Origin of the sequence: Chryseobacterium sp. BLS98 (assembly GCF_001045445.1) — a bacterium.
In the GTDB taxonomy this organism is placed as follows: domain Bacteria; phylum Bacteroidota; class Bacteroidia; order Flavobacteriales; family Weeksellaceae; genus Chryseobacterium.
Genome location: NZ_LFNF01000002.1, coordinates 548,632 through 575,260, shown reverse-complemented (window position 1 = coordinate 575,260; position 26,629 = coordinate 548,632). Strand labels below are relative to the sequence as shown.

Below are 26,629 nucleotides of genomic sequence, written 5' to 3'. Positions count from 1 at the left end.
CTAAAATTATCACTAAAATTATCATTTCCGTAAGCCCCAAATTTTCCGTAACTTTGTGAAACTTTTTTTATAAAAGCTAATCTAAATGGAAGAAGAAAAAAAATCACTCAATTTTATTGAGCAAATTATTGAAGATGACTTGGCAAACGGACTGAAAAAAGACCAGATCCGTTTCCGCTTTCCCCCTGAACCCAATGGATATCTGCATATAGGCCATACAAAAGCTATTTGCATCAACTTTGGTCTGGGCGAAAAATACAACGCTCCCGTAAACCTTCGTTTCGACGATACAAACCCTGAAAAAGAAGAGCAGGAATTTGTAGATTCTATCAAGAAAGATGTTGAATGGCTTGGTTTTAAATGGGATAAAGAGCTGTATGCATCCGATTACTTCCAGCAGCTTTATGAATGGGCCGTACAGATGATCAAAGAACGAAAAGCTTATGTAGATGAGCAGCCGTCTGAAGTGATTACCGAGCAGAGAAAAAATCCGGCAGAACCGGGAATAGAATCTCCTTACAGAAACCGTCCTGTTGAAGAATCTTTAGATTTATTCGAAAAGATGAAAAACGGTGAATTTGAAAGCGGTTCAATGTCTCTTCGTGCAAAAATCGACATGACTTCGCCCAATATGAACATGCGTGACCCTGTGATGTACAGAATTTTGAATAAGCCCCACCACAGAACCGGAACTGCATGGAAAATCTATCCTATGTACGACTGGGCACATGGGGAATCTGATTATATTGAACAAATTTCGCATTCGCTGTGTTCTCTGGAGTTTGAAAATCACAGGCCGCTTTATGATTGGTATCTGGATCAGGTATATGATGAAGCCAAAGTAAGAAACAAACAGAGAGAATTTGCAAGGATGAATGTTTCTTACATGATTACCTCCAAAAGAAAGCTTCAAAGACTTGTTGCTGAGAAAGTGGTGACAGGTTGGGACGATCCTAGAATGCCTACCATTTCAGGAATGAGAAGAAAAGGCTTCACACCGGCATCTATCAAAAACTTCATTGAAAAAGTAGGAGTTGCGAAGAGAGAAAACCTGATTGAGATTCAGTTACTGGATTTCTGCGTACGTGAAGATCTGAACAGGGTTGCAAAACGCGTAATGGCAGTGGTGGATCCTGTAAAATTGGTTATTGAAAACTATCCTGAAGGTAAGGAAGAATGGCTTGAAACTGAAAATAATCCTGAACAGGAAAATGCAGGAACAAGAGAAATCCCTTTCTCAAGAGAGTTATATATCGAAAGAGAAGACTTTAAAGAAGAAGCAAACAATAAATTCTTCAGACTGAAATTAGGCGGGGAAGTTCGTTTAAAATCAGCTTACATCATCAAAGCAGAAAGGGTAGAGAAAGATGAGAACGGCGAGATCACTACGATCTATGCCACTTATGATGAAAAAAGCAAGTCCGGAAGCGGAACGGAAGAAAGCTTAAGAAAGGTAAAAGGTACACTTCACTGGGTATCTGCCACTCATGCGATCCCGGTAGATGTAAGAATCTATGATAAACTCTTTACCGTTGAGCAGCCTGATGCTGAAAAAGATGTGGATTTCCTAAACTTCATCAATCCGGAATCAGTAACTGTTATTAAAGGATTTGCAGAACCAGGTCTGAAAGATGTGGCGGTGGGAGAACCGCTTCAGTTCCAGAGAATCGGGTATTTTACCAAAGATCAGGATTCTACGGCTGATAACCTGGTGTTTAACCGTACCGTAACATTGAAGGACTCTTTTAAACCAGAATAATCTTAAATGATTTGATATATAAAAGGCAGGACTTCCCAAAGTCCTGCCTTTTTTGTTTTTAATAAGTATAAATATTAATTCCTTGTAATGAAGTATATTTTTCTTTCTATCAATCATATCGATAAAAAGAAGAACCTTAGGAAAAATCGTACAGGCTGTTTTTCCTAATTTTATGCCTTACTTGGTTTTCTTCAAAAAATAGTATTGTGAAATTAATTAGCGTATATACGAGTTCTTTCAAAGGACTCTCGGAAGAGAGCTGGATGCTGGCTTTGGTCATGCTTATCAACCGTGCAGGTTCTATGGTACTTCCGTTTTTAGGAGTGTACATGACGGGGTATCTTCATTTCAGTATAGAAAATTCGGGAATTATCCTCAGTTTTTTCGGGATAGGTTCTGTATTGGGTTCATGGCTGGGAGGGCTGATCACGGATAAAATCGGGGAATATCGCGTTCAAAGCCTGAGCCTGCTTCTGAGTGTGCCCTTATTCTGCCTGATTCCTCTTTTTAAAACAGAGGTGGGGCTGGCCGCTATTATTTTGATCCAGAGTATCGTCAGTGAAACTTTCCGTCCCGCCAATTCAGTAGCCATTACTAAATATGCCAAGCCTGAAAATATTACGAGAGCTTTCTCGCTAAACCGGATGGCTGTCAACCTTGGTTTTTCAATCGGACCTGCTTTGGGAGGGATACTGTCTGCCATTTCCTATGAATTTTTATTTTTCACCAATGCATTGGCGGCTCTGTTAGCGGGGCTGATGTATATCAAATTTTTTGGAAAACGAAACAAACAGGCTTCATTGAAACCGAAAAAAGTAAAAGAAGCTGTTGCTGTTAAAAAAGAAAATTCTCCCTACCGGGATGGGAAATTCCTCCTGTACAGCTTTTTCTGTATGCTTTTTTCGATCTGTTTCTTCCAGCTGTTCAGTACACTGACTATTTTTTATAAAGACACAGCCCATTTAAGTCAGCAAAGTATCGGATATATCCTGGGTTACAGCGGCTTTCTGATTGTACTGCTGGAAATGGGCTTTGTACAGGTTGCTGAAAAATATTTCAGTCTTGCCTTTACCTTGTTCATAGGAACTGTATTGTGCGGAGTATCTTATGTGATGCTGGCTTTTGATTATTCTGTTCTGACCCTTGTTGTTTCCATGACGCTTCTGTGTATCGGAGAGATCTGGACCCTTCCGTTTATATCTACAATAACTGCTTTACGCTCAGGCGAAAATAATAAAGGAGCTTATATGGGATTAAACGGAATATCTGTTGCCCTGGCTTTTATCATTACTCCATATGTCGGGACCATGACGGCAGACCGGTTCGGATTCAATATGCTCTGGATAGGGACCGGGATAGTGGCTGTGGCTATTGCTGCCGGGTTTTATTTTGTGATTCCGTGGATGCTTAAAAAAAGAGAAATTAAAAGCTAAAAGCTGGGGATTTTCACACTGTACATAAAAATTACAGTAAAACTTTGCTAGCTTTGTGCTGATGACGAGATTATTAGCATTCTTTTTTATTCTCACTGTGCCTTTTTTCTTTTCGCAGAAAAAGGATACCGCTGTTCTGATATCTGAGGTGAAAATTGATGCCTATAAGAAGCCGGCTCCCTTTATGGCATCTACAAAATCCGTGACAGTTATTTCTGAAAGCCTTCTGGATCTGAATCCTCCGGAAAGACTTATGGAAGCTGTTAATCAGATTGCGGGAGCCAGGATGGAAGAGCGTTCGCCGACCAGCTACAGGATATCAATACGGGGCAGCACCCTGAGATCTCCCTTTGGAGTACGGAATATCAAAGTTTATCTGGATGATTTCATTTTGTCGGATGCTTCGGGGAATACTTATTTTAATGTGATTTCCCCGAAACTTATTAACAGGATGGAAGTCTATAAAGGTCCTGAGAGTGGAGATTACGGAGCAGTCACGGGTGGAACGGTGCTTTTGCAAACCAGAAGGTCTGATCATTTATCTGCCGGAGTTGCCATAGGAAGTTATAGAACTTTTGATCAGCATTTTGATATTGCCCGTCAGGAAGGGAAACATTTCTTTGAGCTTTTTCAAAATTATTATCAGACAGATTCTTACCGGGAGCAATCTGCTGTAAAAAGACAACAGATTTATCTTAAAGATCATTTTAAATATGCTCCCAGGGCCTCATTAAATGCGATAGTATTGCTTTCTGATCTGGATTATGAAACTCCGGGCGGATTAACCCTGAACCAGATGGAATCTGACAGAAAACAGGCGAGGCCTTCTGCCGGCGGGATTCCGGGAGCAAAGGAACAGCATGCGGGCATCCGTAATAAAATGATTTTAGCAGGAATTTCACATGAAACTGCTATTAACTCCTATTTTTCACATTTTCTTTTAGTACAGGGTTCTTATGTAGATTTTAAAAATCCTTTCATCACGAATTTTGAAAACAGGTTTGAAAGGAATTTTGCCCTGAGGACTCATTTTAATTTTGAAAAAAGCTGGGACCAAATATCCCTTGCCTGGAGGTTAGGATTTGAGGGAGGACATCAGAACATTCTGGTTAAAAATTACAATAACAATAAAGGAATACAGGGTAACCCTCAGAATTTTGATCAGTTAAAAAACAACTCAGGCTTTTATTTTCTGTCACAAAAATTGAATTTTAATGAAAAGCTTTTTACTGATATTTCAATAAGCTTAAATTCCAATTCCTACGAATGGGAGAGAATGTACCCGGTTTCAGAAGAAGTTCGGATCAAATTCAAAAAGCAATGGCTTCCGAATATTGGAGTTACTTACCTGCTGGGAAAAGGCTTTTCGGTAAGAGGGAAAATAGGAAAAGGAAATTCGGCTCCTACGGGTGAAGAAATCAGGTCTTCCAACCAAGAATTTAATGCTGATCTTGTTCCTGAATACGGCTGGAACAAAGAAGTGGGTATAAGAAAGCAGTTTGGAAGTGCTGTTTTCATTGAAGGAAGCTATTTTGATTTCAGGATGAAAGATGCCATTGTACGAAGACAAAATGAAAGCGGGCAGGAGTATTTTGCTAATCAGGGAAATATTGCCCAAAAAGGAGTGGAAATTCTTTTTGAATCTAAAAGTTTTAATCTTAAGAATAACATACTTAGCAGCTTTAAGTTCCGGTTTTCCGGAAATTTCTATGATTTTAAATTCAAAAATTACAAACAGCTGGACAATGATTTTTCAGAAAATGAAGTGACAGGAGTTCCGAAAACATCGATAAGCAGTTTATTTAATGTTGTGTTTTTTAAAAAACTTAGTATAGATTATTCTCATTATTACACGTCAAAAATACCTCTGAATGATGCCAACTCTGTATGGTCGGCATCAAGCCTGGTAGGAAATATCCGGTTGGGATTCCCGATACAGATTGACCGTACCCAATTGAATGTACATCTTCAGATCCAGAACCTTTACAATACAGACTATGTTGCAGGGTTTGATATCAATGCTTTTGGAAACCGGTTTTATAATCCAGCTGCAAAAAGAAACTTTATGTTAGGGACAAATTTCGAATTTTAGCAGATCCTGATTAATTCTCAGAAGTGAACTTGGACAGAATATTGCCCACAATCATCTGCGCATGAACCCGTGAGTTTTCTATAAACCAAAGGTGGGTGTCTTTTCCTCCGCAGACCACGCCGGCCAGATACAAATCCGGAACATTGGTCTCCATGGTTTCAGGATGATACAACGGATTCAGACAGTCACCCTGCAGCTCTATTCCTGAATTTCTTAAAAATTCGAAATCGGGAAGATAGCCTGTCAGTGCGAGTACAAAATCATTCTCAACTTCCCTGACTTCCCTGTTTCCATCTTTGAAAACGACTGTCTTTTCAGTAATTTCCATCATTTCTGAATTAAAATAAGCTTTAATACTTCCTTCTGCAATCCTGTTTTCAATATCCGGTTTTACCCAGTATTTCACATTGTCTGAAATTCCTGAGTGGCGGATGATCATCGTTACATCAGCGCCTTTCCGGTAGGTTTCAAGGGCAGCATCCACCGCAGAATTGCTTGATCCTACCACAACTACTTTCTGCTTGGCATACGGATAAGGTTCTGTATAATAATGTTTTACTTTTGGAAGATCTTCTCCTGTAATATTCATCAGGTTTGGAATATCATAGAATCCTGTGGAGATAATTACATTTTTTGCTTTATAGACTGCTTTTGAGGTTTCAATGTCGAAGATGTTACCTGTTTTGGAAACTTTCAGAACCTTTTCATACAGATTGATATTCAGTTCTTTTTGTCGGGTAATTCCCTGATAATATTCAAGTGCTTCCTGCCGTCCGGGTTTGGGAGCTGTTGAGATGAAAGGGATACCATCTATTTCCAGTTTTTCTGCCGATGAGAAAAAACGCATATATAAAGGATAATGATATAAGGAATTGACGATGGTTCCTTTTTCTATAATCAGATAAGTCAGGTTATTTTTCTGGGCTTCAAGAGCACAGTTGAGACCGATGGGTCCGCCTCCGATGATGAGGATATCTAAAATTTCCATAAGACAAATGTACTGAAAACGGTAAGATTAGTTGAAAAATTAGCAACAGAACTTATCTATTAAAAGTATGGTGTGGCATCAGTTTTGGTGCTTTTTAAAGTTAAAAATTGAAAGATGAAAAAACTGATTATTCCAATTTTAGCAATGACTTTAGTAACAGCTTGTAAAAAAAATCCTGAAAAACCGGTTCCGAATGTGATCGATTCTATGGCGCAGGCTAAAGAAAAAAATATTGAGGAAGCCGCTCAAAAGAAAAAAACGGATGAGGTAGCAGTGAAAGCTGCTAACGACCAAATCCTGCAGGCTTTGAAAACTAAAGACTATAAAACTTTTGCATCATTTATTCATCCGGAAAAAGGAATTACTTTCTCCATGTATGGCTTTGTGGATCCTAAGGAAAATCATCATTTCACGAAAGGAGATTTTGAGAAGTACCAGCCTACCAAAACTGTATTCAGCTGGGGCGCACAAGACGGTTCAGGAGACCCGTACAAGGCAACCATCAATGACTACCTGTCCAAATGGGTATTTTCCAAAGATTTTACGACGGCTCATTATTCATTAAATACATTTCAGGGTAAAGGAAATTCATTGAATAATTTAAAAGAAATATACCCAGGTAAAGACTTCACGGAAAATTTTATAAAAGGCACCGAGGAAAATGGAAAAATGGATTGGAAGACGCTGCGTTTTATATTTGAGGAGTTCCAGGGAAAACAATATCTGGTGGCAGTTGTGAATGATCAGTGGACGATTTAAGATATGCGATAATATATTTAAAGAATGATGCTTCGACTCCGCTCAGCATGACATTGCTAATTGTAACTGTAAGGTTATGAATTGTCATGCTGAGCGGAGTCGAAGCATCTATAATATTGTTATAATATTGTCTATTTAATTCTTTAGCATAACCCGCAATTACAGGTTTTTATCTGACTATAAAATTTCAGAAAGCTTTTCAGTTAAATTTTTTCTTGAGAACTGTTCAATATTCTGAGTGTTTTCAAGAAGGTTTCCATGTTTCCATAACTCAAATTTACTAAGGATAAATTCTTTGACTGTTTGAGAGTTTTCGTAGCTGAAATGCTTTCCTGCTCCTGTTTCCGAAAGTATCCTCGAAACATCAGCTTCGTCCGGTCCAAAAGAGATAATCTGCTTTCCGGTGGCGAGGTATTCAAATATTTTTCCGGGAATGATTCCTTTAGAAGATTCATTGGGAAAATTGGTAATCAGTAGAAGACTGGAGTTGGTCATTTCTTCCACTGCTTTATCATGGGGAATATAGCCCAGATTCAAAATGTGCTCTTTTAAAGCTGAACTTTCAATGGACTGAAGAATTTTATCATCCACTCTTCCTGCAAACTTCAGTGTAAAAGCATCTGCAAACTCTTTATTTTCCCTGATCAGCTCATCCAATACCTTCCAAAGGTTTTCAGGATTTCTTAACTGTTCAAGAACCCCGATATAACTTAAAGTAAAACTCTTATTCTTATCCTCTGCCATACTGTGCGGGGCTGAAGCGTCACTTTCATCAAATCCGTTCGTAATACAGACCGCATTGGCTCCTGCTTTCCTGAAATTATCCGCATCCGTATAACTGGTAGCCAATGTAATGTTAGCATTTTTAAAAACGGCACTTTCAAGCTGACGGTGTTTTCTATCCGAACTTTTAGTGAGTTTTAAATGTTTATAATAGGAAATTTCAGTCCATGGATCACGGAAATCAGCAATCCATTTCAGATTTGGAAATTTTTCTTTCAGTCCAAGACCAATCATATGAAGAGAGTGGGGTGGCCCGGAAGTTACCACCACATCTATTTTGTTTTCTTTTAAATACTGTTCTAAAAATTTGATAGATGGCTTTACCCAAAATACCCTGGCATCCGGAATAAAGAAATTTCCACGCACCCAGATTGAAAGCTTAGATTTCCAGCTTTGGTTTTTGCCTACATCAAACTGTCCGGCTTTGAATTTTTTGTTGCTTTTATTAAGCTTTTCTGCCAGCTGGTAAGGCTCCCAGATTCTGGTCTTGACGATCTCTATATTTGGGGGAACATCTTTCAGAAGGCTTTCATCAAGCAAGGGATAACTTGGATTTTCCGGGGTGTAGATCACGGGATCCCAGCCAAATTCCGGCAGATATTTGGCAAACTTCAGCCATCTCTGAACACCAGGACCTCCCGCAGGAGGCCAGTAATAGGTGATAATCAGTATTTTTTTTTGTTCCATTAATTGAAGATTTGAATCCAAGTCTTAATAGTCTTAACAGCTTAATATTTCTTAATGTTTTAAAAATTTAACCATTAAGGCTTGAATTAAGGATTAAGAGTATTAAGTGTTTTGTTTAAACTTTTTCTTCAGCTAGTTATCTTTTTCTTATTTTTATTCATCCAGAAGATCCCGAATGCACTCAGTGCAATAAATAATCCGAAGCATAAAAGCGACAGCCATTTCCCTTTTTCAATCACTTCAGGTTCGAAGACCATTCTGATGTTATGGTTTCCTGCAGGAACGTGTACGGCACGAAGCAGATAATCTGCTTTGATGTAAGGAACTTCTTTTTCGTCTACAAACATTTTCCAACCGTGAGGATAGTAGATTTCAGAAAATACAGCAAGCTGTGGTGTTTTTGACTGGGATTTAAATTCCAGTTCGTTTGGCTGGTATTTCGTCAGGTTGATAAATGCTGAAGAATCCGCCTGTACAGGTTTGCTGTTGAAATATGATTTGTCTGCTGAGGCGATGACAGCTGTTTTCTTACTGTCGATCACTCCGATAGATTTTATTTCTTCGTCCGGTGTATTGACGAATTTCAGGTCACTTACAAACCATGCATTTCCGTTGGCTTTAGGATTCGGCATTGCCTGAGGCTGTTCCGGTCCGCCCATTACCCAGTATTTTGCGTTAAGGAGATTAAGGACATTCGGTACTTTTACAGAATCCATGATCTGGAAATATTCATTGATCACGTCATCATATCTTCTCAGTTTTACGGCATGGTAACCTCCGATCGAAGATTTGAAATAAGACGTATTCGTTTCGCTGAATGTTCCTAAAATATTATTAAAAATCCTGTAGTGGGTCTTGTCTCTTTCAGCAATAGTCTCAAGTGTTTTATTAACGTTGACATTGGCTAAAATAGATTCTAAATTCGGATTTCCCTGAACCTTTTCCGCCAGAAGATCTGAACTTTCTGTCTGGAACGGGTTTTCAGCAAAAACTTTGTCTACATAGTTGGAATCATTCAGATAACGCTTGTTGACCGTCCAGAGATCAAATAAGCTTACTGCTCCAATGATGATGAGGGCAATATTCTGGCTCAGCTTCTTTTTCATAGTCATAAAAAGAACAGCTGCCGTTATAGCGACGTAAATCAGAGCTTTGATAGCATCAATTCTGAATAGCTTGAATCTTTCATCGGTGAGGTAATCCAGCAGGAAAGGCGGGAAATAGGTTTTTTCGCTTTCCGTATAAAAACCGAGCAGTGATTTTCCGAAAATCAGGAGAATCAATAACAGTCCTAAAGTTCCTCCGCTTACATACAGAAGGATTTTCTTTTTGTATTCCTCGGTTAATTTTTCGTCTGTAAAGAACCTGTAGATGCCGATAATGGCAATTAAAGGTAACAATAGTTCCACCACAACCAATATGGAAGAAGGTGCCCTGAATTTGCTGTAAAAAGGAACGTAGTCGATAAAGAAATCAGACAGCGGCATAAAGTTGCTTCCCCATGCGAGCAAAACAGTTAAAATAGATGCTCCTAAGATCCAGTAACGGTATTTTTTCCAGGCAAAGAAAAAACCTAATAAAGCAAGGAAACATACAACAGCTCCCTGGTAGGCAGGACCCGAAGTTCCGGGCTGGTCTCCCCAATAGGTAACCCCGTTGAACCCTTTGGAAATCCGGTCCATTTCAGCCTGTGAGCCCACATTTTCCTGGATAAGTTCCTGAACCCTGTTCATCATTTCCTTAGCTTCCGGTTCCTGGCTTCCGCCACCCATCAACCTTGGAATGAAAAGATTGAGTGTTTCCAGTTTTCCGTAGCTCCACATCAGGATGCTGGTTTTATCCAATCCTGATTGTCCTGAAGTATGACTGTCATTGGTTAAAATCTGCTTTCCACGTACGGTTTCTTTAATATACTCAGAATTGGCCATGATCCTTTGGGAGTTCATCCCGACACCGATTGCACATGAAGCTGCAATGATTGCGGATGAAATAAGGAAATGCTTCATCGGAGTCTTTTTCTGGATGGCTCTTATCAGCTCAGAAAGGAATAAAAATCCTAATGCCAGAAACAGGTAATAGGTCATCTGCGGGTGGTTAGCCGCAATCTGAAGCCCCATAAACAGGGTAGTGGTAATGAATCCCCAGATGTAGTTTTTCCTGATGTAAACCAATAGAATTCCGGCAAGCAGCGGAGCGAAATACTCGATGGTATTCACTTTACCATTGTGGCCGGCCGCAATAATGATATAAAAATAGGTGGATAATCCGAAGAAAGTGGCGCCCAATAGAGCGTATTTCCAGTTTCTGACGGCTACCATTCCAAGGAAGAAGAATCCTGCAAAAAGAAGGAAAAGATAATTAACCGGCCTTGGCAGGAAGTTCAGGTTGCTGTCTATCTTTTTGATGATATCACCTTTGAACTGGCTTCCCATCTGATAAGTCGGCATTCCGCCAAACATGGAGTCACTCCAGTAGGTTTCGTTTCCGGTATCGGCTCTGTAGTCAAGAAGCTCTTTTGCGCCTCCTCTGTACTGTACGATATCATGCTGAAAAAGCTGTTTCCCTGAAAAAACAGGGGTGGAGTATAAAAATGCTAAAACTATAAATACAACTAATGAAATTGCAATATAAATTAAGTTTTTATTTTTAGCCATGCTGGTTATTATCTTTAATTTCTTGGAATTTTTACCTTTTGTCCTTGGTTTCTTTTACCTCTTCATAGTCAACTGTTTCTGCGTCCCAGTTGAGGGTTTGTTTATTCTTATTCGAGTTGTGTATGTCCTGTTGGCTGTTATTATTTTTATGGTTATCGAATCTATAGCTATAAAAGGTTTTAAAGAAAATCCTTTTCAGAATATTCCACACAAAGAAAATAATAATGGCTGTAAGTACTAACTCAAGAATGTACTTCATAATTTCTGATTTAAATTCAAAGTTTCCGGTTTATGGTTGTCTGTTGCTGGATGCCGGTTTTCGGTTGGCAATTAAACAGATAAGCCTCAAACTCTTCAGCTCTCTAACTCAAAAACTTTTTACTTCAATTATTTTGCTGAAGGGTTTACCATTACAGAAGATTTGGATGTACTTTTCATAGACTGTGACTGTTTTCCATCTGAAATAGTCTCAATCTGTGTTGTTTTTACATCAATATTCTGGTTGGCAATCCATCCTGTACTTTGGTCAAACTTAATGGTTCCGTTCTGGGAGAGTTCGCTGCTAAGGCTATGGGTAATAGGTCCCTGCGTTTTCTTTTCCGTTTTTTTAGGAATTCCTCCGGTTACAGAGATTTCCGCAGTACCGTTTCCTACGCTTTTCAATACATAGTTTGAATTTACCTTAACGCTTCCGCTTGGGTCGGCATTTTCAGAAGTACTCCATTTTTCACCGATTTTCACTCCTTTTTTAGGAATAATCGTTAAATTTTTATTCAGCTGGTCTTTCAGCACTTTTTCATTGAAAGTTTCCTTAAGGCTTGCCACAACGCTGGCTTTCTGGTTGGCATCTTTGATAAGAGTTCCTACAGCAGTATTCACCTTATTATAAACAGCATCAAAACCTGTAATGGAGATCACATTTCCTTTAGTGTCCATTTTCATGTTAAGCTTGTTTCCTGTAAGTGCTTTATTGATGTTCCAGATCATTTTCAGGTCATCTTCCTTTGGGATCGGCAGCTTAGTATCCACGATTACTGTTTTCCCCTGAGCACTTTGGGAATTTCTTTTACCTACAAGATTAAGTGTCATGTCATACACATTCCCTTTGATATCATTCACTACGAAATTCATTTCATCTGTAGATTCACTGGTAGCGGTGATTGTTTTTCCTTGAGGATCTTCCATTGTTTTTACATCTCTCTGGTAAGTGGTAAGAGGGTAGGTCTTGCCTTTTTCCAGTTTGAATGTCTGTGTGAAAACTCCTGCAGAATCTTTAATGGCAGGGTTTTCCGCCACTTTAGCAACGGAATCGGCAGGCACTTCTACAGTAACTGTCTTTCCTGTTTTAGGATCTACTTTAGTGATGGTTGCCGTTTCTTTTTTACAAGATATAAGGGCTATAGATGAGATAAGCATTGCTGCTGCTACGTTTTTCATTCGATTTTTTTTAAATTAAATTTTACTGATTCTGTTCTTTGCATCAATAACGATACCATAAAACATCATAAAAATACTTCTGTTCTGACTGATTAAAGATTTGGAGCTGCTACCATTTTCTGTCTTACCGCTTCATAAAGGATGGCTCCACATGCTACAGAAACGTTGAGTGACTGTGTTTTCCCTTCAATAGGAAGCTTTATTTTTTCGTCCGAATGATGCATTACTTCCTTAGAAATTCCGGTTTCCTCATTTCCCATTACAATAGCGCAGGGTTCTGTGAAATTTACGTCATAGATCAGCTTTTGGGCCTTCTCAGTAGCTGCAAATACCGAAATACCGCTTTGCTGAAGGAAATCTACTGCATGGGCTAAATTCGGTTCTTTACAAATCTTAATATTATATAAAGCTCCGGCAGATGTTTTGATTGCATCTGAATTGATAGGCGCCGCGCCTTTTTCAGGAAGAATAATGGCATCTACGCCTACACATTCTGCCGTTCTGCAGATTGCTCCAAAGTTTCTCACGTCTGTAAGCCTGTCCAGAATCAACAGGAAAGGTGTTTTCCCTTCTTCAAATAATTGCGGAACAATATCTTCCACTCTGTGAAACGGAACATCTGAAATAAAAGCAACCACTCCCTGGTGGTTTTTTCTTGTAAAACGGTTCAGCTTTTCAATGGGAACATAGTTGGGACGGATTTTATTTTTAGCTAAAATTGTTTTCAGCTCAGCATAAATAGGACCTTGCAGTGCATTCTGCACAAAGATCTTGTCAATCGTTTTTCCTGCTTCTATAGCTTCAATTACGGGACGCAGCCCGAAAATAAAATCGTCTTTCATTGAAATGTCTATGTTTGTATGTTTAAGGTTCAATGTTCAAATGTTTAAAGTCCAGAGATTATACTGAATTTCAAGGTTTGTACTTTGTTCCTTTTAAATCTGTTATTTTTAAATATTTTATAAAAGAGCTAATCTTTTTGCTTAAAGTTTCCGTTCGTTCAAGTAAAGTTTCAAATAATTCCTGACTTATAAAGTTTCTGTCAAAAACACGGTATAGCTGTGATCTTGTTTCACCGCAGGAAGCTTTAGCAATAGAAAGAAATTGAATAAATTCTCTGGTACCATTTCTTTCAAATCCTTCAGCAATATTATCTATAATTGAACCTGATGAACTGTCGATCTGACTGCAAAGTTTAAAATTATTTTTAAGAGCAGTCCCTTGAATAATATTATAAATTTCTTTACAAAGTTCACGGGACAACTGCCAGATTTCTAAATCCTCAAATTTCCTTATTGTCCCCATAACTTTAAACCTTAAACCTTAAACACTTAAACTTTAAACCTTAATTATCTCCCCTTCTCTCCGAGTATTGCTCTTTTTTGTGCCATAATGTAGCCATAATGAAGGCTTTCATGCATATTATTGAAGATAATGGCATCCTGGATGCTTTTCAGGTCCATACCGAAACTTGTGGTGTAAGGGGTGTAGTCTGAAAAGAAATCGCTGTCATAATCCTTCATCAAAATCTTTGAAGTTTCAGTAAGTAAAAACTCAAGGTCTTCCACTTCAGATTTCTGTACATTCAGGTTGGGAAGAGTGCCTTTTTTGTAGGTCTCAATCCAATATTTATCAATTCTGAAAGGATTTCCGCTCAGATAATAATGCAGAAGCTGCTGGGTAGCAACCGTATGGGCAATATTCCAGTATATATTGTTGTTGAAACCGTCAGGAATCAGCAGAAGATCTTCGTGGGAAGTGTTCTGCAGAATACTTAAAAGGTTCTTTCTCACTTGTCTGTGTGCTTGAAAATGATAATTCATTTTGCAAAAATTTTAATCACCAAAAATAGTTTAATAAACTGGAAGTGACAATTTTTTGAAGAAAGGATTGAATTAAATGTTCTTAAACCATGAAAAAAAATGTTAATGATGACCGTTTTTTTGTAAATTAAAAAAAACTCCCCTGAAAATATCAAAGGAATTCTTTATTGTTTTCAGATTAATACGGCCTGAATATAACTTTGAATAAATTAGTATTTAAGAATGTATTTTTAAGAATTACCACCTGATCGCCAATTATTTCAGTAGTAAAATACGACAAAACCCTGTAGGATCAAGTTCCCCTCCTCCGGAGGGGTGGCAAAAATTCAAAGAGTTTTTGACGGGGTGGTAAAAGAAGATTAATAAAATGGTGGCTGAGGCTCCCGAAGCCACCATTTTTATTTTTTAATGATCTTATGCTTAAACGTTATCCCATCCTTCAGCACAATATTCAGAAAATAAACTCCTGTACTGTAAGCTGAAATATCAATCCTGTTTTCTCCATGAGTTTTAGCCAGTTTTTTTCCATCTATACTGAAAAGACTGATTGAGGCTACATCTGTTTTGGATCTGATATTGACAAAATCAGAAGCAGGATTGGGATATATACTCACATCTACGGTTTTAATATCTTTTACATCCAGAGCAGCATTGCTTTTCCCCTGCATATAAACCGATAAATACACATCACCTTGCTGCTGATTAAAAACGGCGGTAGGTATTGTATGTTTCAGTGTGTGATTTCCGGCCGCGATACTAGGCATTGTAAATCCCCTGATAGGAACTGAATTGCCCGGACACCAATTATTCCATGAAGTCCATTCTGTAAGGGATTTTGGAGTTGCTCCATAAATTCCATTGCCTTGTGTATTGTAAACCCTGAACGGTTCGCAGGAAATTCCTCCGGGAGTATAGGTAAGCATTTGTACATCATCTATATAAGTGTAGTTCTGCCTTCTAACATATTCTTCACCGCCACTGTTGGCTCCATGAGGAGTAGAGATGACGAAAAAATTAGCGTTGGTGACAGTATTGGGAAGATTGAAACTGACAATTCTGACAGTTTCACCGGGAACATCAGTGCTGTTATAATTATTTAACCTGTTGTAACTTAATATAGGAACCACCGAATTGTAATCTGCAGGAGTAGCCCCTGTATCTGTGGAAAAGAAAGTAAGAGACCCCGAAAAAACATCAATTCTACCGGCGCATCCGGCCACCTGAGTCTGAGCTGCATAAGGGACACCAAAAACATCCAGTTCCATATACATATCATAGGCAGTGCGTAATGTAGTATCATGAAATATGCTGTACAGATTACTTAAATTATAAGTATAAGGAACTTCTGTAGGAGTACGGTTCTTACTCATGAACGGAGTAATGTATCTGCCGACTTCAATTCTTTTCACATTGGCATCATCAATAGTATAAGTAGGCTGATTTTTGGGTACCATAGTTAAATAAACACTTCCCAGACGGTCGTAATTATCACACAGAGCACCTATAGTCACTCTCATGGCTATTTTAGCTTTAAAAGAGTTGAGTTCAGCGTCAGTAAGCTTTCTTGTGTATCTGGTATTTGAAAGTCTGGTAAGTCCTGCAGGTACCGGATCCGATACCGTGGCCGCATACCCGTCGTAATAAACTGCATCTGAAATCAAATTCATCCTGTTGGTCGTCTGTGATTTCATAAGACCTGCAAAAAGGATACTCAGAAAAAGTAGTTTTTGATACATATTATGGTGTTTATTACAAATATATTAAATATTAGTATAAGGTGTTGTTATGTGTTGATTAAAATTCACAATTTAATGATAAAATTAAAATTTAATCATTAAATTAGCGCAGCGTTCAATTTAAATTATTAATAATGAAAAAAATTCTACTTTTATCTTTGTTGTCAATAATATCAGTGTTTAAAGCCCAGATCAATTTAAACATAGGAAGCCCAGCTGTCGGAACGGCACCTGTAAGTAGTTTTTTTTCGTATTCTTATGTCCAGCAGATTTATCCTAAACAGGAATTGAATGCTACAGCTGCAGGAAATATCACGGGCCTTACATTTTATGTAGATGCTTCGACTACTATTAATGACTCATCGGACTGGACAGTTTACATGGGACATACCTCAAAAACAGCCTTTGTATCCGGAACAGACTGGATTCCTGCTTCACAGCTTACTCAGGTGTTTGTCGGTACAGTAACCAAGACCAATAATAAGGTTGAAATTACATTGACAACCCCATTTACTTATAATAACACGGATAATCTGGTCATTGCGGCAAAAGAAAATGCTCAGAGTATCGATATTAATAATTTTGATGAAGCTTTTCATGTATATCCCCATGTTCCGAATTCCACCCTTTATTATAAAGGAGACCGTGCAATTGTTGACCCGGCATCTCCTCCCGGAGGGATTAGGGCGGATTACAAATCTTCAGTGACTATTTCAGGATTAATGCCTAAGCCTACTCCTGCATGTCCTTTCATCAATTTTCCGGTTAATAATGCCCAATTTATATCTTTAACTCCGAATTTTAAATGGCTTCCTGTTTCCGGAGCAGATTCTTATAAAGTTTCACTGGGAACAAGCGCGGGAGGAACTGATGTGATTAACCAACAGACCGTGAATGCTACTGATTTCTCGCCGTCAGTACCTCTTAATCCCAATACCAATTATTATCTGAAAGTCACTTCCGTTACAGGAAATCTTGAATCTTCCGGCTGTACAGATGTTGTTTTTAGTACAGTTCCTCCTGTACCTCTAAACGATGCGTGCTCCGGTGCTTTTGCAGCGTTAGCATTTCCTTACACCTACACCCAGACTGATGCGGTGTCTGCCACTAATAATGGCGGATTTATAACCACATGTCCTGATGCAATGAATGATGGAACCTGGTTTAAATTTACCGGGGACGGTGGCCAGTTTACCGTTAAAATAACCATGCCTTCAGGCAGTACTTATGATCCTCAGATGGATATCTACAGCGGAGCATGTGGCAATCTGGCATGTGTAAATGCAGTAGACAACGGCGGAGGCGGAGCTGCAGAAACCTATACCTTTACAACAACTGCAGGAACTGAATATTTTATCAATGTCGGAGCCTATGAAGAAACGGTCGATATGCCGGAAAATGTTTTTACCATCAGCATTACCAAACTTTAGTTTTAGACCCTTATTGCCATACTTTCAATGATAACATGAGTTGTCATTAAATCAATATGTTTTCAGAGAAGCAGACTGTTTTAAAAAGAAATCAGTACCACAAATTCCTGCCTGTTATTTGGATACATTATTAATAGAGGAATATTTAACAAACTTTAACTCTAATATGGCATTCATTATGTTGATTAATGCCAGTATTTATCAGAAATTTACCACCTATTTTTAATTAAAGCTATGTCAGATACATATCAAGCTGAAGATATCCGCCAGTTGACGGAAAAAGTAAAAGAAAAGAATTACTTATTTTCCCTTCTCAGACAGGAAATCAATAAAGTGATTATTGGCCAGGAATATATGATAGACCGCCTTTTGGTAGGTCTTTTAGGGAACGGGCACGTCCTTTTGGAAGGTGTACCGGGACTGGCAAAAACTTTAGCGATCAAAACCCTGGCAGAAGCTGTTCACGGTGAATTCTCCAGGATACAGTTCACGCCCGATCTGCTGCCTGCAGATGTCGTGGGAACGATGATCTTCAATATCAAAGACAACGATTTTTCAATAAAAAGAGGTCCTGTTTTTGCCAACTTTGTGCTGGCAGATGAGATCAACCGTGCGCCGGCAAAAGTACAGTCGGCACTGCTGGAAGTGATGCAGGAAAAGCAGGTAACCATTGGTGATGAAACTATGAAACTTCCAAAACCGTTTTTGGTACTTGCCACTCAAAACCCGATCGATCAGGAAGGAACCTATCTGTTACCGGAAGCACAGAGCGACCGTTTCATGTTGAAATGTAAGATAGACTATCCTAATTTTGAAGACGAGAGAACGGTGATGAGAATGGTTTCTACTTCTCATCAGCCTGTCATTAAACCGGTAATATCCCTGCAGGATATTGTAGATGCCAAAGAACTGATCAACCAGATTTACCTGGATGAAAAGATCGAAAAATATATTCTTGATATGGTTTTTGCAACCCGCTATCCTGAAAATTACGGACTTTCTGAACTTAAAAATTATATTGGTTTCGGGGCTTCTCCAAGAGCATCCATTAACCTTGCCATTGCGTCCAGAACTTATGCATTCCTGAAAGGAAGAGCTTTCGTTATTCCTGAGGATGTAAAAGCACTGGCTCAGGATGTATTAAGACACAGAATTGGTCTTACCTTCGAAGCGGAAGCGGAAGAGATTTCTTCAGAAGAAATTATCAACAGGATTTTGGCAAAAATACAGGCACCATAATGAGTGAAGTGATTATCCGAAAAGCCGCTCAGGAAGACTGCGCTCCGATGCTGGAGCTCATTCGTGAACTTGCAGAATATGAAAAGGCACTTCATGAGGTGACTATAACCTTGGATGAATTCACAGAAGATGGATTCGGAAAATCTCCGGTTTGGGGAGCTTTTGTTGCTGAACTTAATAATGAAATTGTGGGGATTTCTCTATATTATGACAGATTTTCAACCTGGAAAGGAAGAAGATTGTATCTTGAAGATCTTGTAGTGACTGAAAGAATGAGAGGAAAACAAATTGGAAAACTTCTGTTTGATGCCACTTTGGAATATGGAAAAGCAAACCAATACAGCGGAATGGTTTTTCAGGTATTGAACTGGAACGAACCCGCCATTAATTTTTATAAGAAATACAGCCCGAAATTCGATAATGAATGGCTGAATGTTTCGATTGAATTGAGAGATTAGAAGTTAGAGGATGGAAGATGGAGGAGTAGACATTACCCCGAATCCCGCAAACCGAATCTCGTAACCGAATTCCGCAACACATTATGGAAATAAAAGATATTGTAAAAAAAGTAAAGCAGATAGAAATCCGTACCAGAAAGAAGACGGAAGCTTCACTTATGGGACAGTATCACAGTGCTTTTAAAGGACAGGGGATGACGTTCTCGGAAGTCCGTCCATACCAGTTCGGAGATGAAATCCGCAGAATCGACTGGAACAAAACAGCCCGTTTTCGCGAACCGTTCGTAAAGGTAATGGAAGAGGAGAGGGAGCTTACGATGATGCTCCTGGTAGATATTTCTGCTTCCATGGATTATGGAACCAGAGGTCAGCTGAAAAGGGAATATGTGGCAGAAATTGCGGCCAGTCTTGGATTTTCCGCCGCCGGAAATAATGATAAAGTAGGCCTGATCCTGTTTGCAGATAAAGTATATAAAGTAATCCCGCCTCAGAAAGGCAGAAAACATATTCTTTCCATCATCAGTAATATTCTGACAGCAGATTATGTTCCGGCTGTATCAAAGATCGATAAGGCAATGGAGTATATGATGGGGATATTCAAAAGAAAATCTCTGGTGTTTCTGTTCTCGGATTTTGAAGATGAATATGATTCCAAAATGCTCCGTGTGGCTTCAAAAAAACACCAGCTTTTAGGATTGAGGATTTATGATGAAAAAGATAATGAAATCCCCGATGTAGGCTATGCTCTTTTGTATGATGCCGAAACAGGAAAAGAAGTCTGGGCCAATACTTCCAGTGCAAGATGGAGATATACATTTGCCGAAGCTCAAAAGCAGAAAGTCCGGGCTCTGGAAGAAGATTTTGCCACCAGCTCGGCCAGTTTTATGAATATCAACACAGGGGCTGATTATTCAAAACTGCTGTATAATTATTTTCAGAAGAAGTAAATTTTAAATAAATGAAGGCTCCGGCCGCAATTACAATCAGTTGAAATTGAAAAAAATACTTTTAATACTTTCTTTTTTAATCTGTGGAAACGCTTTTTCACAGATACTGTCTTCCAATTTGGAGAAGAAGACCCTTGCTTTAGGTGAAGTCAACCGTTTAGTCATTAAAATAGATAATGTACATGAGTTGCAGGTTGTTTCAGCTCCAAAAAACGAGCTGCTTCCCTTCCATTTTGAAGAAATTAAAGACAGCATCGGACAAAACCAGAATTCTTACGAAAGAAAAATTGAATTTTCAGTGTATGAAGAGGGAAAATTTACCATTCCCGAGCTGGAATTTAATGTTGGAGGTAAGATCTTAAAAACCATTCCTTACGAAATTGATGTTGTGAATACTGCCCAAAAGGGAGATCAGATTAATGATATCATGAATAATAAGGAGGTGAAGCTTGAAACAAAAGACTATTGGGAGCTCTACAAATTTTATATTCTTGCAGCTTTAGCGGTTATTGCCTTGATTATAGCAATCATTATGTTTGTCAAATGGGGCAGAAAGTCAAAAAGTTCACCTGCAGTTGCCACTAACCAGACTTTAAAAGAGTTGGATTCCCTGAAAAAGAAAAAATATATAGAAGGTGGTGATTTCCGTTCTTTCTATGTTGAATTAATAGATATATCAAGAAAATTCATTGCCAGACAGTATCAGCTTCCTGCAGACGTTCTTCTTACAGACGATCTTATCGACGTCCTGAAAAAGAACAATACCATTTCCCAGGAAAACGAAAGGATAGTGGAAGATGTCTTTTTGAGAGGAGATCTGGTAAAATTTGCCAAAACCTTCCCTGATCAGACCACGATGGAGAAAGATTTTGCTGATATCCGCGATTTTGTGAAGAGATCATCAAAAGATTTAGAATTTGAAAACTTAAGAAAGGATGTTTGATTTTGAATTTTACAGTCCGTGGTTCCTGCTGCTTTTCCTGCTGTTCATTCCTCTTTTCATAAAAGATGCGGGAGGAAAGCGGAAGAAAGGCATTAAAGTTCCTACTGTCAAGAATATGGATGACAGTGGAGGAATCCGTGCTGTACTTGCTCTGCTTAAGATTTCAAAATATATTATTCTCTCTGCACTGATTATTGCAATGGCCAGACCGAGAACATTTACGGTTTCCCAGGACAGGGACGATACCAAAGGAGTTGATATTATGCTTTCTATAGACGTTTCCCTGAGTATGCTTGCCAAAGATCTCAATCCGGACCGTATTACCGCATTAAAAGATATTGCTGTAAAATTTGTACAAAAACGCCCGAACGACAGGATAGGAGTGGTAGCCTATGCGGCAGAAGCCTTTACGAAAGTCCCGGTGACTTCGGATCATCAGGTCGTTATAGATGAAATCAAAAATCTTAATTCCGCAGGCCTTGAGCCGGGAACAGCTATTGGAGAGGGACTTTCCGTTGCGGTGAACCATCTTATTAAAAGTAAAGCTAAAAGCAAGGTGGTGATTTTAATGACGGACGGAGTGAGCAATATACAGAATGCAATACCTCCACAGCTGGCTGCAGAACTTGCCAAGAATAATAATATAAAAGTATATACCATCGGAATAGGAACCAATGGCTTTGCTCTGATGCCCACTTCTCAGGATATTTTCGGCGAACTGATTTTTACCGAAACAGCGGTGACGATTGATGAAAATACATTGAGGGAAGTAGCACAGACAACAGGCGGAAAATATTTCAGAGCGACTTCCAACAGCAGTCTGGAAGAGGTTTATGACGAGATCAACCAGTTGGAAAAAACGGATATCAAGGTTTCCAAGCTGTACAATTATGATGAATATTTTAAAATTTTCCTTTGGATCGCGTTGGGAATGCTGTTTTTTGATGCACTGCTGCGATGGGTATTATATAAATTTTTAAGCTGATGAGTTGGTCGTTAGGAAATTACTGGTATTTATTTTTGCTGCTGCTTCTGCCGTTGCTGTCTTTCTTTCTGATCCGTTTTTTGAGATGGAAAAAGAAAAGAAGGGAAATCTTTGCAGACAGCCGCTTTCATGACAGTTTATTCGAAAAAAGATCCGGATTTACAAAATTCTTTCCGGCTTTATACCTTTTGGGAACGCTTTTTCTGATATTTTCGATCATTGATCTGTTGAATGGGTCCGAGGAGGTGAAAACCAATCAAAAGCTTAACAATGTCATCTTTATGCTTGACGTTTCCAATTCAATGAATGCGGAAGATATTGATCCCAGCCGTCTTTCGGAAGCCAAGAATCTAATGACTGCCATAATGCAGAAACTGAAGAATGATAAGATTGGAATTGTCATTTTTGCAGGGGAAGCCGTTTCCATTATGCCGCTTACTACAGATTACGGTTCTGCGGAAACCTACATAAGTGCTGTGGAAACAAGCTCAATGAAAATTCAGGGAACCGATTTCCTAAAAGGGATGCAGGCTGCTGTAGAGAAATTTAAAAATGTAAGCAAAGGCTCAAGAAAAGTTGTTCTGCTGAGTGATGGAGAAGATAATGAAGGTAATGATAATGCTGCAATACGACTGGCCAATAAAGAAGGAATATCCATAACGTCGGTAGGAATAGGAACGGATGAAGGCGCTCCGGTCCCGGAATATGTTTTCGGTCAGCTGATGGGCTATAAAACCGATATGGACGGCGGAACGGTGATTTCCAAAAGACAGACGGAAGCCCTTAAAAAAATGGCGGAATCTACAGGAGGAGATTATATAGACGGGAACAACATCAATGAGGCTCCGGATAAAATTGTTGATGCCATGAACAGAAAATCTTCCTCTGCACAGACGCTGGTAAAATCTCAGAATGCCAATCACTACTATCAGTATTTTTTAATAGTTTCTATTTTCTTTTTCTTTTTGATTTATATCTTGAACCCGAAAAAAGATTTCAATATTTAGTTTTTATACTTTGTTTATCAAGATTTTAAATAAGTACTTTAACCGAACTTTAACAAATAGAAGTCTGTTTATTAACATATAAAGGAATAATTTTGCAAGTAATGAATACTAAAATCATTTTTTTATCGTTTCTTATTATTTTTTCATTCTCAAACTTAGTGTCTGGGCAGGAAAACTATAGAACTTTAGTTTATGAAGGTAATCAGAAATTTAACGGGAAAGACTACGACGGAGCGTCTTCCAAATATATGGAAGCCGTAAAAGTGAATGAAAAAGATTTTACTGCTCATTATAACCTGGGAAATGCTTTATATAAAAGCAAGAAATATGAAGAGGCTAAAGCAGAGTTTGACAAAGCCCAGAAGCTTTCGCAGACATTGCCGGATAAGACGGCTGCTCTTCATAACCTGGGGAATGCGTATATGCAGATGAACCAGCCGGAAAAAGCAGCAGATTATTATAAGCAGGCTCTGAAACAGAATCCTTATAATGAAGCAACCCGAAAGAACTATGAAATTGCCAAGCTGAAAGAAAAAGAAAAACAGCAGCAGAAAAACGAACAGAATAATTCCGGAAAAGGCGGTGGCGGAAATGATCAGAATAAAAATGATGATCAGAAAGGCGACAACAAAGATCAAAAGCAGAATCAGGGCAGCGGCCAGCAGAATGAAGGGAAAAGCGAACAAGGAGACACTCCTAAGCAAAACCAGGATAATGAAGGAAAAATGCCTAAGAACCTGGAAAATGCGATATTAGATAAAGTCAACGAAAAAGAAAAAGAAACCGCCAGAAAAATCTTAAATAAGAATTCTTATTCGGTGCCGCAGAGCAACGAAAAAGATTGGTGATGCAGCAAAAACTGATTTACATATTATTCCTTTTAACCTCCGTAATTTCTTACGGACAGGTTAATCTTTTTATGGAATCTGATAAATCGGAATACAACGGAAAGGACATTGTAAACCTTACCATTGTTTTAGAGCTTAACGGGATTGATCTTGAACCACAAACCCGTTTTCAGCTTCCCGACCTTTCAAAATTCAATATTATAGGAAGCGGATCAATGACCAATACATTGATTGATCCAGCCACCAATACGCTGATTACCCAGAAAATTTCAAGAATTGCTCTTGAGCCGAAGAAAAAAGGTAAAATTAAAATAGGGTCTGTTCTGGTAACCGTCAATAATAAAATTTACAAGACGGAGCCTTTTGATGTGAATATCAAAGACATTATCGATAAAAGATCTCTTGCCGGCAATGTTTCCAATGACGTCTATCTTAATATGGAGATAGAAGACCGTGAAGTTTATCAGGATCAGCCTACAATAGCTGTATTGAAGGTTTATTCTAAAAATATGGACAACTTCAGAAAAGTGAAGGATGTTCATCTTCCCCGTCAGAATAATATCAATGTGCATCCTGTCAGCTTCAGCAAATCGGAAATAGACCCTTCAGGATCAGGAAATATGGCTTCGCAGATTCTGGCCGTATTTATGGTGTTTCCTAATGAAGCAGGATATGTTGAGGTTCCGTCCGTCTCGGCGTCGGTAAGCACATATTCCAATAAGAATAAAATTGTTTCCAATAAAGTAAAGCTTAATGTAAAAAGGCTTCCTGAAGGATCGCCGGATTACTTTAAGAATGCAGTTGGGAACTTCAATGTGAGTGTATACAACGCATCGAAGGAGAAAATAGAGGTTAAAAAACCGATTAATGTGGTGGTGAAAGTTTCAGGGGAAGGCAATCTTCCGGATATGCATCTTCCTAAGATTATTTCCTCACCCGATTATGATGTGTTTGCTCCTAAAATTACTTCTAAAGTCGTTCCCGGGACTACAGGAATGAAAGGGGAGATTTTAGCCAATTATGTTGTTATTCCTAAAAAGGCAGGTGCCATTTCGATTCAGACTGAGAAATTTGCATTCTTCGATCCGGCCAGCCGCGAATATGTAGATCTTGGGCAGAAAACGCTTGACCTGAATGCTTTTTCCCATGACCAGATCCTGGAATCGCGTACTACTGTTGAAAAAGTAAATGAATATACCAACACGCTTCTTGAAACGGTTGACACCCCGGTTCTGAAGACAACTACCTTTAAAGTAAAAGAAAAAAGCAAATTCCACTGGAATATCCTTTTAACCAATATTTCTATTCTTGTTGGTTTATTTATTATGTACCTGTTATTTAAGACATGGCAAAAAAAGCGAGCGTTAGTTAAGGAAACTGCATCTCCTAAACCGCTGGGTTCAGTGGCTGAAACGGAAAAGGAGATCAGAGAAACGCTGAAAACGGATATTAATGATTATTTCAGCTATTTGGAAAATCTTAAAGATAATGAAGATTATCAGAAATTCTTTGATACCCTGGAAGAAATGGATTCTGATGTAAGAAAACAGTATTTTCAGAGTTCTTCCCAGGATTTCAGACTCTTCCTGGAAAGCTATAAAGGTTCTGCTGTTGCTGAAGAATACAGGAATTTGTTACAAAGAATTCAGGTGGAGAAATACTCGCCTTTGAAATCTGCAGAAGGAATGGAAGATCTTTTAAAAGCAGTTGTTAATTTGTATTCACAGATTAGCAAATAATCAATTTTTTTTCATATTTTTGCGAAATTTTTAATTACAAAGAGATGGAAATACTTAATGATTTCTCTATTAAAGAGATTGTTACCTGCTTTATGGTTCTTTTTGCCGTAATTGACATTATCGGCTCTGTTCCTATCATCGTAAGCCTTCAGCAGAAATTTGGACAGATAGAAGCGGGAAAAGCGTCTATTACTGCCGGACTGATCATGATTGTTTTTCTTTTTGTAGGAAATAAGATCCTAAAGCTGATAGGAGTAGATGTAAATTCATTTGCCATTGCCGGTGCTTTTGTGATTTTTATCATAGCCCTTGAAATGATTCTGGGTATTGAGATCAATAAAACGACTGAAGCTAAGGCTGCATCCATCGTTCCTATTGCATTTCCGCTGGTTGCCGGAGCAGGAACTTTAACGACAACGTTATCGCTCAGAGCTGAATTTCACGATATTAATATTATTTTAGGAATTGTTCTCAACACAATTTTCGTATATTTGGTGCTGAAATCGGCGAAGTGGCTGGAAAACAAAATGGGGGAGGCTACCCTGTCTATTCTTCAGAAGGTTTTCGGGATTATCCTTTTAGCGATTTCAATCAAATTATTCACCGCTAATTTTGCGCAGTTGGTGCAGAACTATATTAATTTTTAAGTATCATGCAGAAGTTTTATAAAGTATTTCTAGTTGTATTTATCGTTTTCATTGCCATCAATCTTTATGCATTAGACTGGCAGACGGATCTTTTATCAGAAGATAACCTGAAGTTTGTATTTTCAATTGCTTCAGCGGTTATTGGCCTTATTTTGCTTTTTGTACTGGATACATGGAGCAGGATTGGAGCTAAGAAATAATACAGAATTACATTATTCTATATAACACACCTCTT

The 26,629-nt window shown here is 38.5% G+C and carries 24 protein-coding genes; 15 read left to right on the top strand and 9 right to left on the bottom strand.

Annotated elements, in window-relative coordinates; translation table 11 throughout:
• The first annotated feature begins 85 nt into the window (after nucleotides 1–85).
• From ACM40_RS07475 to ACM40_RS07465, 3 genes are all read left to right on the top strand, one after another.
• Nucleotides 86–1,759, top strand: a complete 1,674-nt coding sequence (locus ACM40_RS07475) for a glutamine--tRNA ligase/YqeY domain fusion protein (RefSeq protein ID WP_048502201.1) — start codon at nucleotides 86–88, stop codon at nucleotides 1,757–1,759.
• 263 nt (nucleotides 1,760–2,022) lie between these two features.
• A complete protein-coding gene (locus tag ACM40_RS07470) occupies nucleotides 2,023–3,192 on the top strand; it encodes an MFS transporter (RefSeq protein ID WP_083996840.1) in 1,170 nt (389 codons plus the stop codon).
• A gap of 61 nt (nucleotides 3,193–3,253) precedes the next feature.
• Nucleotides 3,254–5,284, top strand: coding sequence for a TonB-dependent receptor (locus ACM40_RS07465; protein WP_048502199.1), 2,031 nt, complete (start codon nucleotides 3,254–3,256; stop codon nucleotides 5,282–5,284).
• Between the two features lie 10 nt (nucleotides 5,285–5,294).
• Here the strand turns inward: ACM40_RS07465 and ACM40_RS07460 are convergent, their stop codons facing one another.
• On the bottom strand, nucleotides 5,295–6,272 hold the full coding sequence (locus ACM40_RS07460; protein WP_048502198.1) for a YpdA family putative bacillithiol disulfide reductase: 978 nt from the start codon (nucleotides 6,270–6,272) through the stop codon (nucleotides 5,295–5,297).
• A 114-nt stretch (nucleotides 6,273–6,386) separates the two neighbouring features.
• Between ACM40_RS07460 and ACM40_RS07455 the strand changes: the two genes are divergently transcribed.
• Nucleotides 6,387–7,031, top strand: coding sequence for a hypothetical protein (locus tag ACM40_RS07455; protein ID WP_048502197.1), 645 nt, complete (start codon nucleotides 6,387–6,389; stop codon nucleotides 7,029–7,031).
• Between the two features lie 177 nt (nucleotides 7,032–7,208).
• Here ACM40_RS07455 and ACM40_RS07450 read toward each other — a convergent pair whose 3' ends face one another.
• The 8 genes from ACM40_RS07450 to ACM40_RS07415 all read right to left on the bottom strand — a co-directional run bounded on the left by ACM40_RS07450 (nucleotide 7,209) and on the right by ACM40_RS07415 (nucleotide 16,151).
• On the bottom strand, nucleotides 7,209–8,501 hold the full coding sequence (locus ACM40_RS07450) for a glycosyl transferase family 1 (protein WP_048502196.1): 1,293 nt from the start codon (nucleotides 8,499–8,501) through the stop codon (nucleotides 7,209–7,211).
• A 128-nt stretch (nucleotides 8,502–8,629) separates the two neighbouring features.
• Nucleotides 8,630–11,155: a YfhO family protein gene (locus ACM40_RS07445; RefSeq protein WP_048502195.1), complete on the bottom strand. Its 2,526-nt coding sequence runs from the start codon at nucleotides 11,153–11,155 to the stop codon at nucleotides 8,630–8,632.
• Nucleotides 11,156–11,186: 31 nt separating this feature from the next.
• Complete coding sequence (locus ACM40_RS07440) at nucleotides 11,187–11,414, bottom strand: hypothetical protein (RefSeq protein WP_048502194.1); 228 nt, start codon at nucleotides 11,412–11,414, stop codon at nucleotides 11,187–11,189.
• A 128-nt stretch (nucleotides 11,415–11,542) separates the two neighbouring features.
• Nucleotides 11,543–12,592: a DUF6263 family protein gene (locus tag ACM40_RS07435; protein WP_048502193.1), complete on the bottom strand. Its 1,050-nt coding sequence runs from the start codon at nucleotides 12,590–12,592 to the stop codon at nucleotides 11,543–11,545.
• 92 nt (nucleotides 12,593–12,684) lie between these two features.
• Nucleotides 12,685–13,434 carry a 23S rRNA (guanosine(2251)-2'-O)-methyltransferase RlmB gene (gene rlmB / locus ACM40_RS07430; RefSeq protein ID WP_048502192.1) on the bottom strand — a complete coding sequence of 250 codons (750 nt, stop codon included), beginning with the start codon at nucleotides 13,432–13,434 and terminating at the stop codon, nucleotides 12,685–12,687.
• 70 nt (nucleotides 13,435–13,504) lie between these two features.
• On the bottom strand, nucleotides 13,505–13,897 hold the full coding sequence (locus tag ACM40_RS07425; RefSeq protein ID WP_048502191.1) for a four helix bundle protein: 393 nt from the start codon (nucleotides 13,895–13,897) through the stop codon (nucleotides 13,505–13,507).
• Nucleotides 13,898–13,941: 44 nt separating this feature from the next.
• Complete coding sequence (locus tag ACM40_RS07420) at nucleotides 13,942–14,415, bottom strand: DinB family protein (RefSeq protein WP_040998679.1); 474 nt, start codon at nucleotides 14,413–14,415, stop codon at nucleotides 13,942–13,944.
• Between the two features lie 398 nt (nucleotides 14,416–14,813).
• Nucleotides 14,814–16,151, bottom strand: a complete 1,338-nt coding sequence (locus tag ACM40_RS07415) for a peptide-N-glycosidase F-related protein (protein ID WP_048502190.1) — start codon at nucleotides 16,149–16,151, stop codon at nucleotides 14,814–14,816.
• Between the two features lie 134 nt (nucleotides 16,152–16,285).
• Here ACM40_RS07415 and ACM40_RS07410 point away from each other — a divergent pair, with 134 nt between their 5' ends.
• From ACM40_RS07410 to ACM40_RS07360, 11 genes are all read left to right on the top strand, one after another.
• Nucleotides 16,286–17,581, top strand: coding sequence for a hypothetical protein (locus ACM40_RS07410; protein ID WP_131705346.1), 1,296 nt, complete (start codon nucleotides 16,286–16,288; stop codon nucleotides 17,579–17,581).
• Between the two features lie 234 nt (nucleotides 17,582–17,815).
• The gene (locus ACM40_RS07405) at nucleotides 17,816–18,820 is read left to right on the top strand and encodes an AAA family ATPase (RefSeq protein WP_048502188.1); all 1,005 of its coding nucleotides are present in this window, start codon (nucleotides 17,816–17,818) and stop codon (nucleotides 18,818–18,820) included.
• Complete coding sequence (locus ACM40_RS07400) at nucleotides 18,820–19,278, top strand: GNAT family N-acetyltransferase (RefSeq protein WP_048502187.1); 459 nt, start codon at nucleotides 18,820–18,822, stop codon at nucleotides 19,276–19,278. The genes ACM40_RS07405 and ACM40_RS07400 overlap by 1 nt, the downstream gene beginning before the upstream one ends.
• 83 nt (nucleotides 19,279–19,361) lie before the next feature.
• A complete protein-coding gene (locus ACM40_RS07395) occupies nucleotides 19,362–20,225 on the top strand; it encodes a DUF58 domain-containing protein (protein WP_048502186.1) in 864 nt (287 codons plus the stop codon).
• 46 nt (nucleotides 20,226–20,271) lie between these two features.
• Nucleotides 20,272–21,168, top strand: coding sequence for a BatD family protein (locus ACM40_RS07390; RefSeq protein ID WP_117614863.1), 897 nt, complete (start codon nucleotides 20,272–20,274; stop codon nucleotides 21,166–21,168).
• Nucleotides 21,161–22,153, top strand: a complete 993-nt coding sequence (locus tag ACM40_RS07385) for a VWA domain-containing protein (protein WP_048502184.1) — start codon at nucleotides 21,161–21,163, stop codon at nucleotides 22,151–22,153. The genes ACM40_RS07390 and ACM40_RS07385 overlap by 8 nt, the downstream gene beginning before the upstream one ends.
• A complete protein-coding gene (locus ACM40_RS07380) occupies nucleotides 22,153–23,160 on the top strand; it encodes a vWA domain-containing protein (protein ID WP_048502183.1) in 1,008 nt (335 codons plus the stop codon). Before ACM40_RS07385 ends, ACM40_RS07380 begins: the two co-directional genes overlap by 1 nt.
• A 101-nt stretch (nucleotides 23,161–23,261) precedes the next feature.
• Nucleotides 23,262–24,008 carry a tetratricopeptide repeat protein gene (locus tag ACM40_RS07375; RefSeq protein ID WP_048502182.1) on the top strand — a complete coding sequence of 249 codons (747 nt, stop codon included), beginning with the start codon at nucleotides 23,262–23,264 and terminating at the stop codon, nucleotides 24,006–24,008.
• Nucleotides 24,008–25,747 carry a BatD family protein gene (locus ACM40_RS07370; RefSeq protein ID WP_048502181.1) on the top strand — a complete coding sequence of 580 codons (1,740 nt, stop codon included), beginning with the start codon at nucleotides 24,008–24,010 and terminating at the stop codon, nucleotides 25,745–25,747. The genes ACM40_RS07375 and ACM40_RS07370 overlap by 1 nt, the downstream gene beginning before the upstream one ends.
• A 44-nt stretch (nucleotides 25,748–25,791) precedes the next feature.
• Nucleotides 25,792–26,394, top strand: coding sequence for a MarC family protein (locus ACM40_RS07365; RefSeq protein WP_048502180.1), 603 nt, complete (start codon nucleotides 25,792–25,794; stop codon nucleotides 26,392–26,394).
• A 5-nt stretch (nucleotides 26,395–26,399) separates the two neighbouring features.
• The gene (locus ACM40_RS07360) at nucleotides 26,400–26,594 is read left to right on the top strand and encodes a hypothetical protein (RefSeq protein WP_040998697.1); all 195 of its coding nucleotides are present in this window, start codon (nucleotides 26,400–26,402) and stop codon (nucleotides 26,592–26,594) included.
• The last annotated feature ends 35 nt before the right edge of the window (nucleotides 26,595–26,629 follow it).

What these genes read in the sequence shown, in the direction of transcription:
- ACM40_RS07360 (WP_040998697.1), top strand. Translation starts at nt 26,400, where the DNA reads ATGCAGAAGTTTTATAAAGTATTTCTAGTTGTATTTATCGTTTTCATT.
- ACM40_RS07420 (WP_040998679.1), bottom strand. Translation starts at nt 14,415, where the DNA reads ATGAATTATCATTTTCAAGCACACAGACAAGTGAGAAAGAACCTTTTA.
- ACM40_RS07440 (WP_048502194.1), bottom strand. Translation starts at nt 11,414, where the DNA reads ATGAAGTACATTCTTGAGTTAGTACTTACAGCCATTATTATTTTCTTT.
- ACM40_RS07465 (WP_048502199.1), top strand. Translation starts at nt 3,254, where the DNA reads ATGACGAGATTATTAGCATTCTTTTTTATTCTCACTGTGCCTTTTTTC.
- ACM40_RS07375 (WP_048502182.1), top strand. Translation starts at nt 23,262, where the DNA reads ATGAATACTAAAATCATTTTTTTATCGTTTCTTATTATTTTTTCATTC.
- ACM40_RS07470 (WP_083996840.1), top strand. Translation starts at nt 2,023, where the DNA reads ATGCTGGCTTTGGTCATGCTTATCAACCGTGCAGGTTCTATGGTACTT.
- ACM40_RS07395 (WP_048502186.1), top strand. Translation starts at nt 19,362, where the DNA reads ATGGAAATAAAAGATATTGTAAAAAAAGTAAAGCAGATAGAAATCCGT.
- ACM40_RS07450 (WP_048502196.1), bottom strand. Translation starts at nt 8,501, where the DNA reads ATGGAACAAAAAAAAATACTGATTATCACCTATTACTGGCCTCCTGCG.
- rlmB (WP_048502192.1), bottom strand. Translation starts at nt 13,434, where the DNA reads ATGAAAGACGATTTTATTTTCGGGCTGCGTCCCGTAATTGAAGCTATA.
- ACM40_RS07415 (WP_048502190.1), bottom strand. Translation starts at nt 16,151, where the DNA reads ATGTATCAAAAACTACTTTTTCTGAGTATCCTTTTTGCAGGTCTTATG.
- ACM40_RS07425 (WP_048502191.1), bottom strand. Translation starts at nt 13,897, where the DNA reads ATGGGGACAATAAGGAAATTTGAGGATTTAGAAATCTGGCAGTTGTCC.
- ACM40_RS07370 (WP_048502181.1), top strand. Translation starts at nt 24,008, where the DNA reads ATGCAGCAAAAACTGATTTACATATTATTCCTTTTAACCTCCGTAATT.
- ACM40_RS07460 (WP_048502198.1), bottom strand. Translation starts at nt 6,272, where the DNA reads ATGGAAATTTTAGATATCCTCATCATCGGAGGCGGACCCATCGGTCTC.
- ACM40_RS07365 (WP_048502180.1), top strand. Translation starts at nt 25,792, where the DNA reads ATGGAAATACTTAATGATTTCTCTATTAAAGAGATTGTTACCTGCTTT.
- ACM40_RS07445 (WP_048502195.1), bottom strand. Translation starts at nt 11,155, where the DNA reads ATGGCTAAAAATAAAAACTTAATTTATATTGCAATTTCATTAGTTGTA.
- ACM40_RS07475 (WP_048502201.1), top strand. Translation starts at nt 86, where the DNA reads ATGGAAGAAGAAAAAAAATCACTCAATTTTATTGAGCAAATTATTGAA.
- ACM40_RS07405 (WP_048502188.1), top strand. Translation starts at nt 17,816, where the DNA reads ATGTCAGATACATATCAAGCTGAAGATATCCGCCAGTTGACGGAAAAA.
- ACM40_RS07400 (WP_048502187.1), top strand. Translation starts at nt 18,820, where the DNA reads ATGAGTGAAGTGATTATCCGAAAAGCCGCTCAGGAAGACTGCGCTCCG.
- ACM40_RS07455 (WP_048502197.1), top strand. Translation starts at nt 6,387, where the DNA reads ATGAAAAAACTGATTATTCCAATTTTAGCAATGACTTTAGTAACAGCT.
- ACM40_RS07385 (WP_048502184.1), top strand. Translation starts at nt 21,161, where the DNA reads ATGTTTGATTTTGAATTTTACAGTCCGTGGTTCCTGCTGCTTTTCCTG.
- ACM40_RS07435 (WP_048502193.1), bottom strand. Translation starts at nt 12,592, where the DNA reads ATGAAAAACGTAGCAGCAGCAATGCTTATCTCATCTATAGCCCTTATA.
- ACM40_RS07380 (WP_048502183.1), top strand. Translation starts at nt 22,153, where the DNA reads ATGAGTTGGTCGTTAGGAAATTACTGGTATTTATTTTTGCTGCTGCTT.
- ACM40_RS07410 (WP_131705346.1), top strand. Translation starts at nt 16,286, where the DNA reads ATGAAAAAAATTCTACTTTTATCTTTGTTGTCAATAATATCAGTGTTT.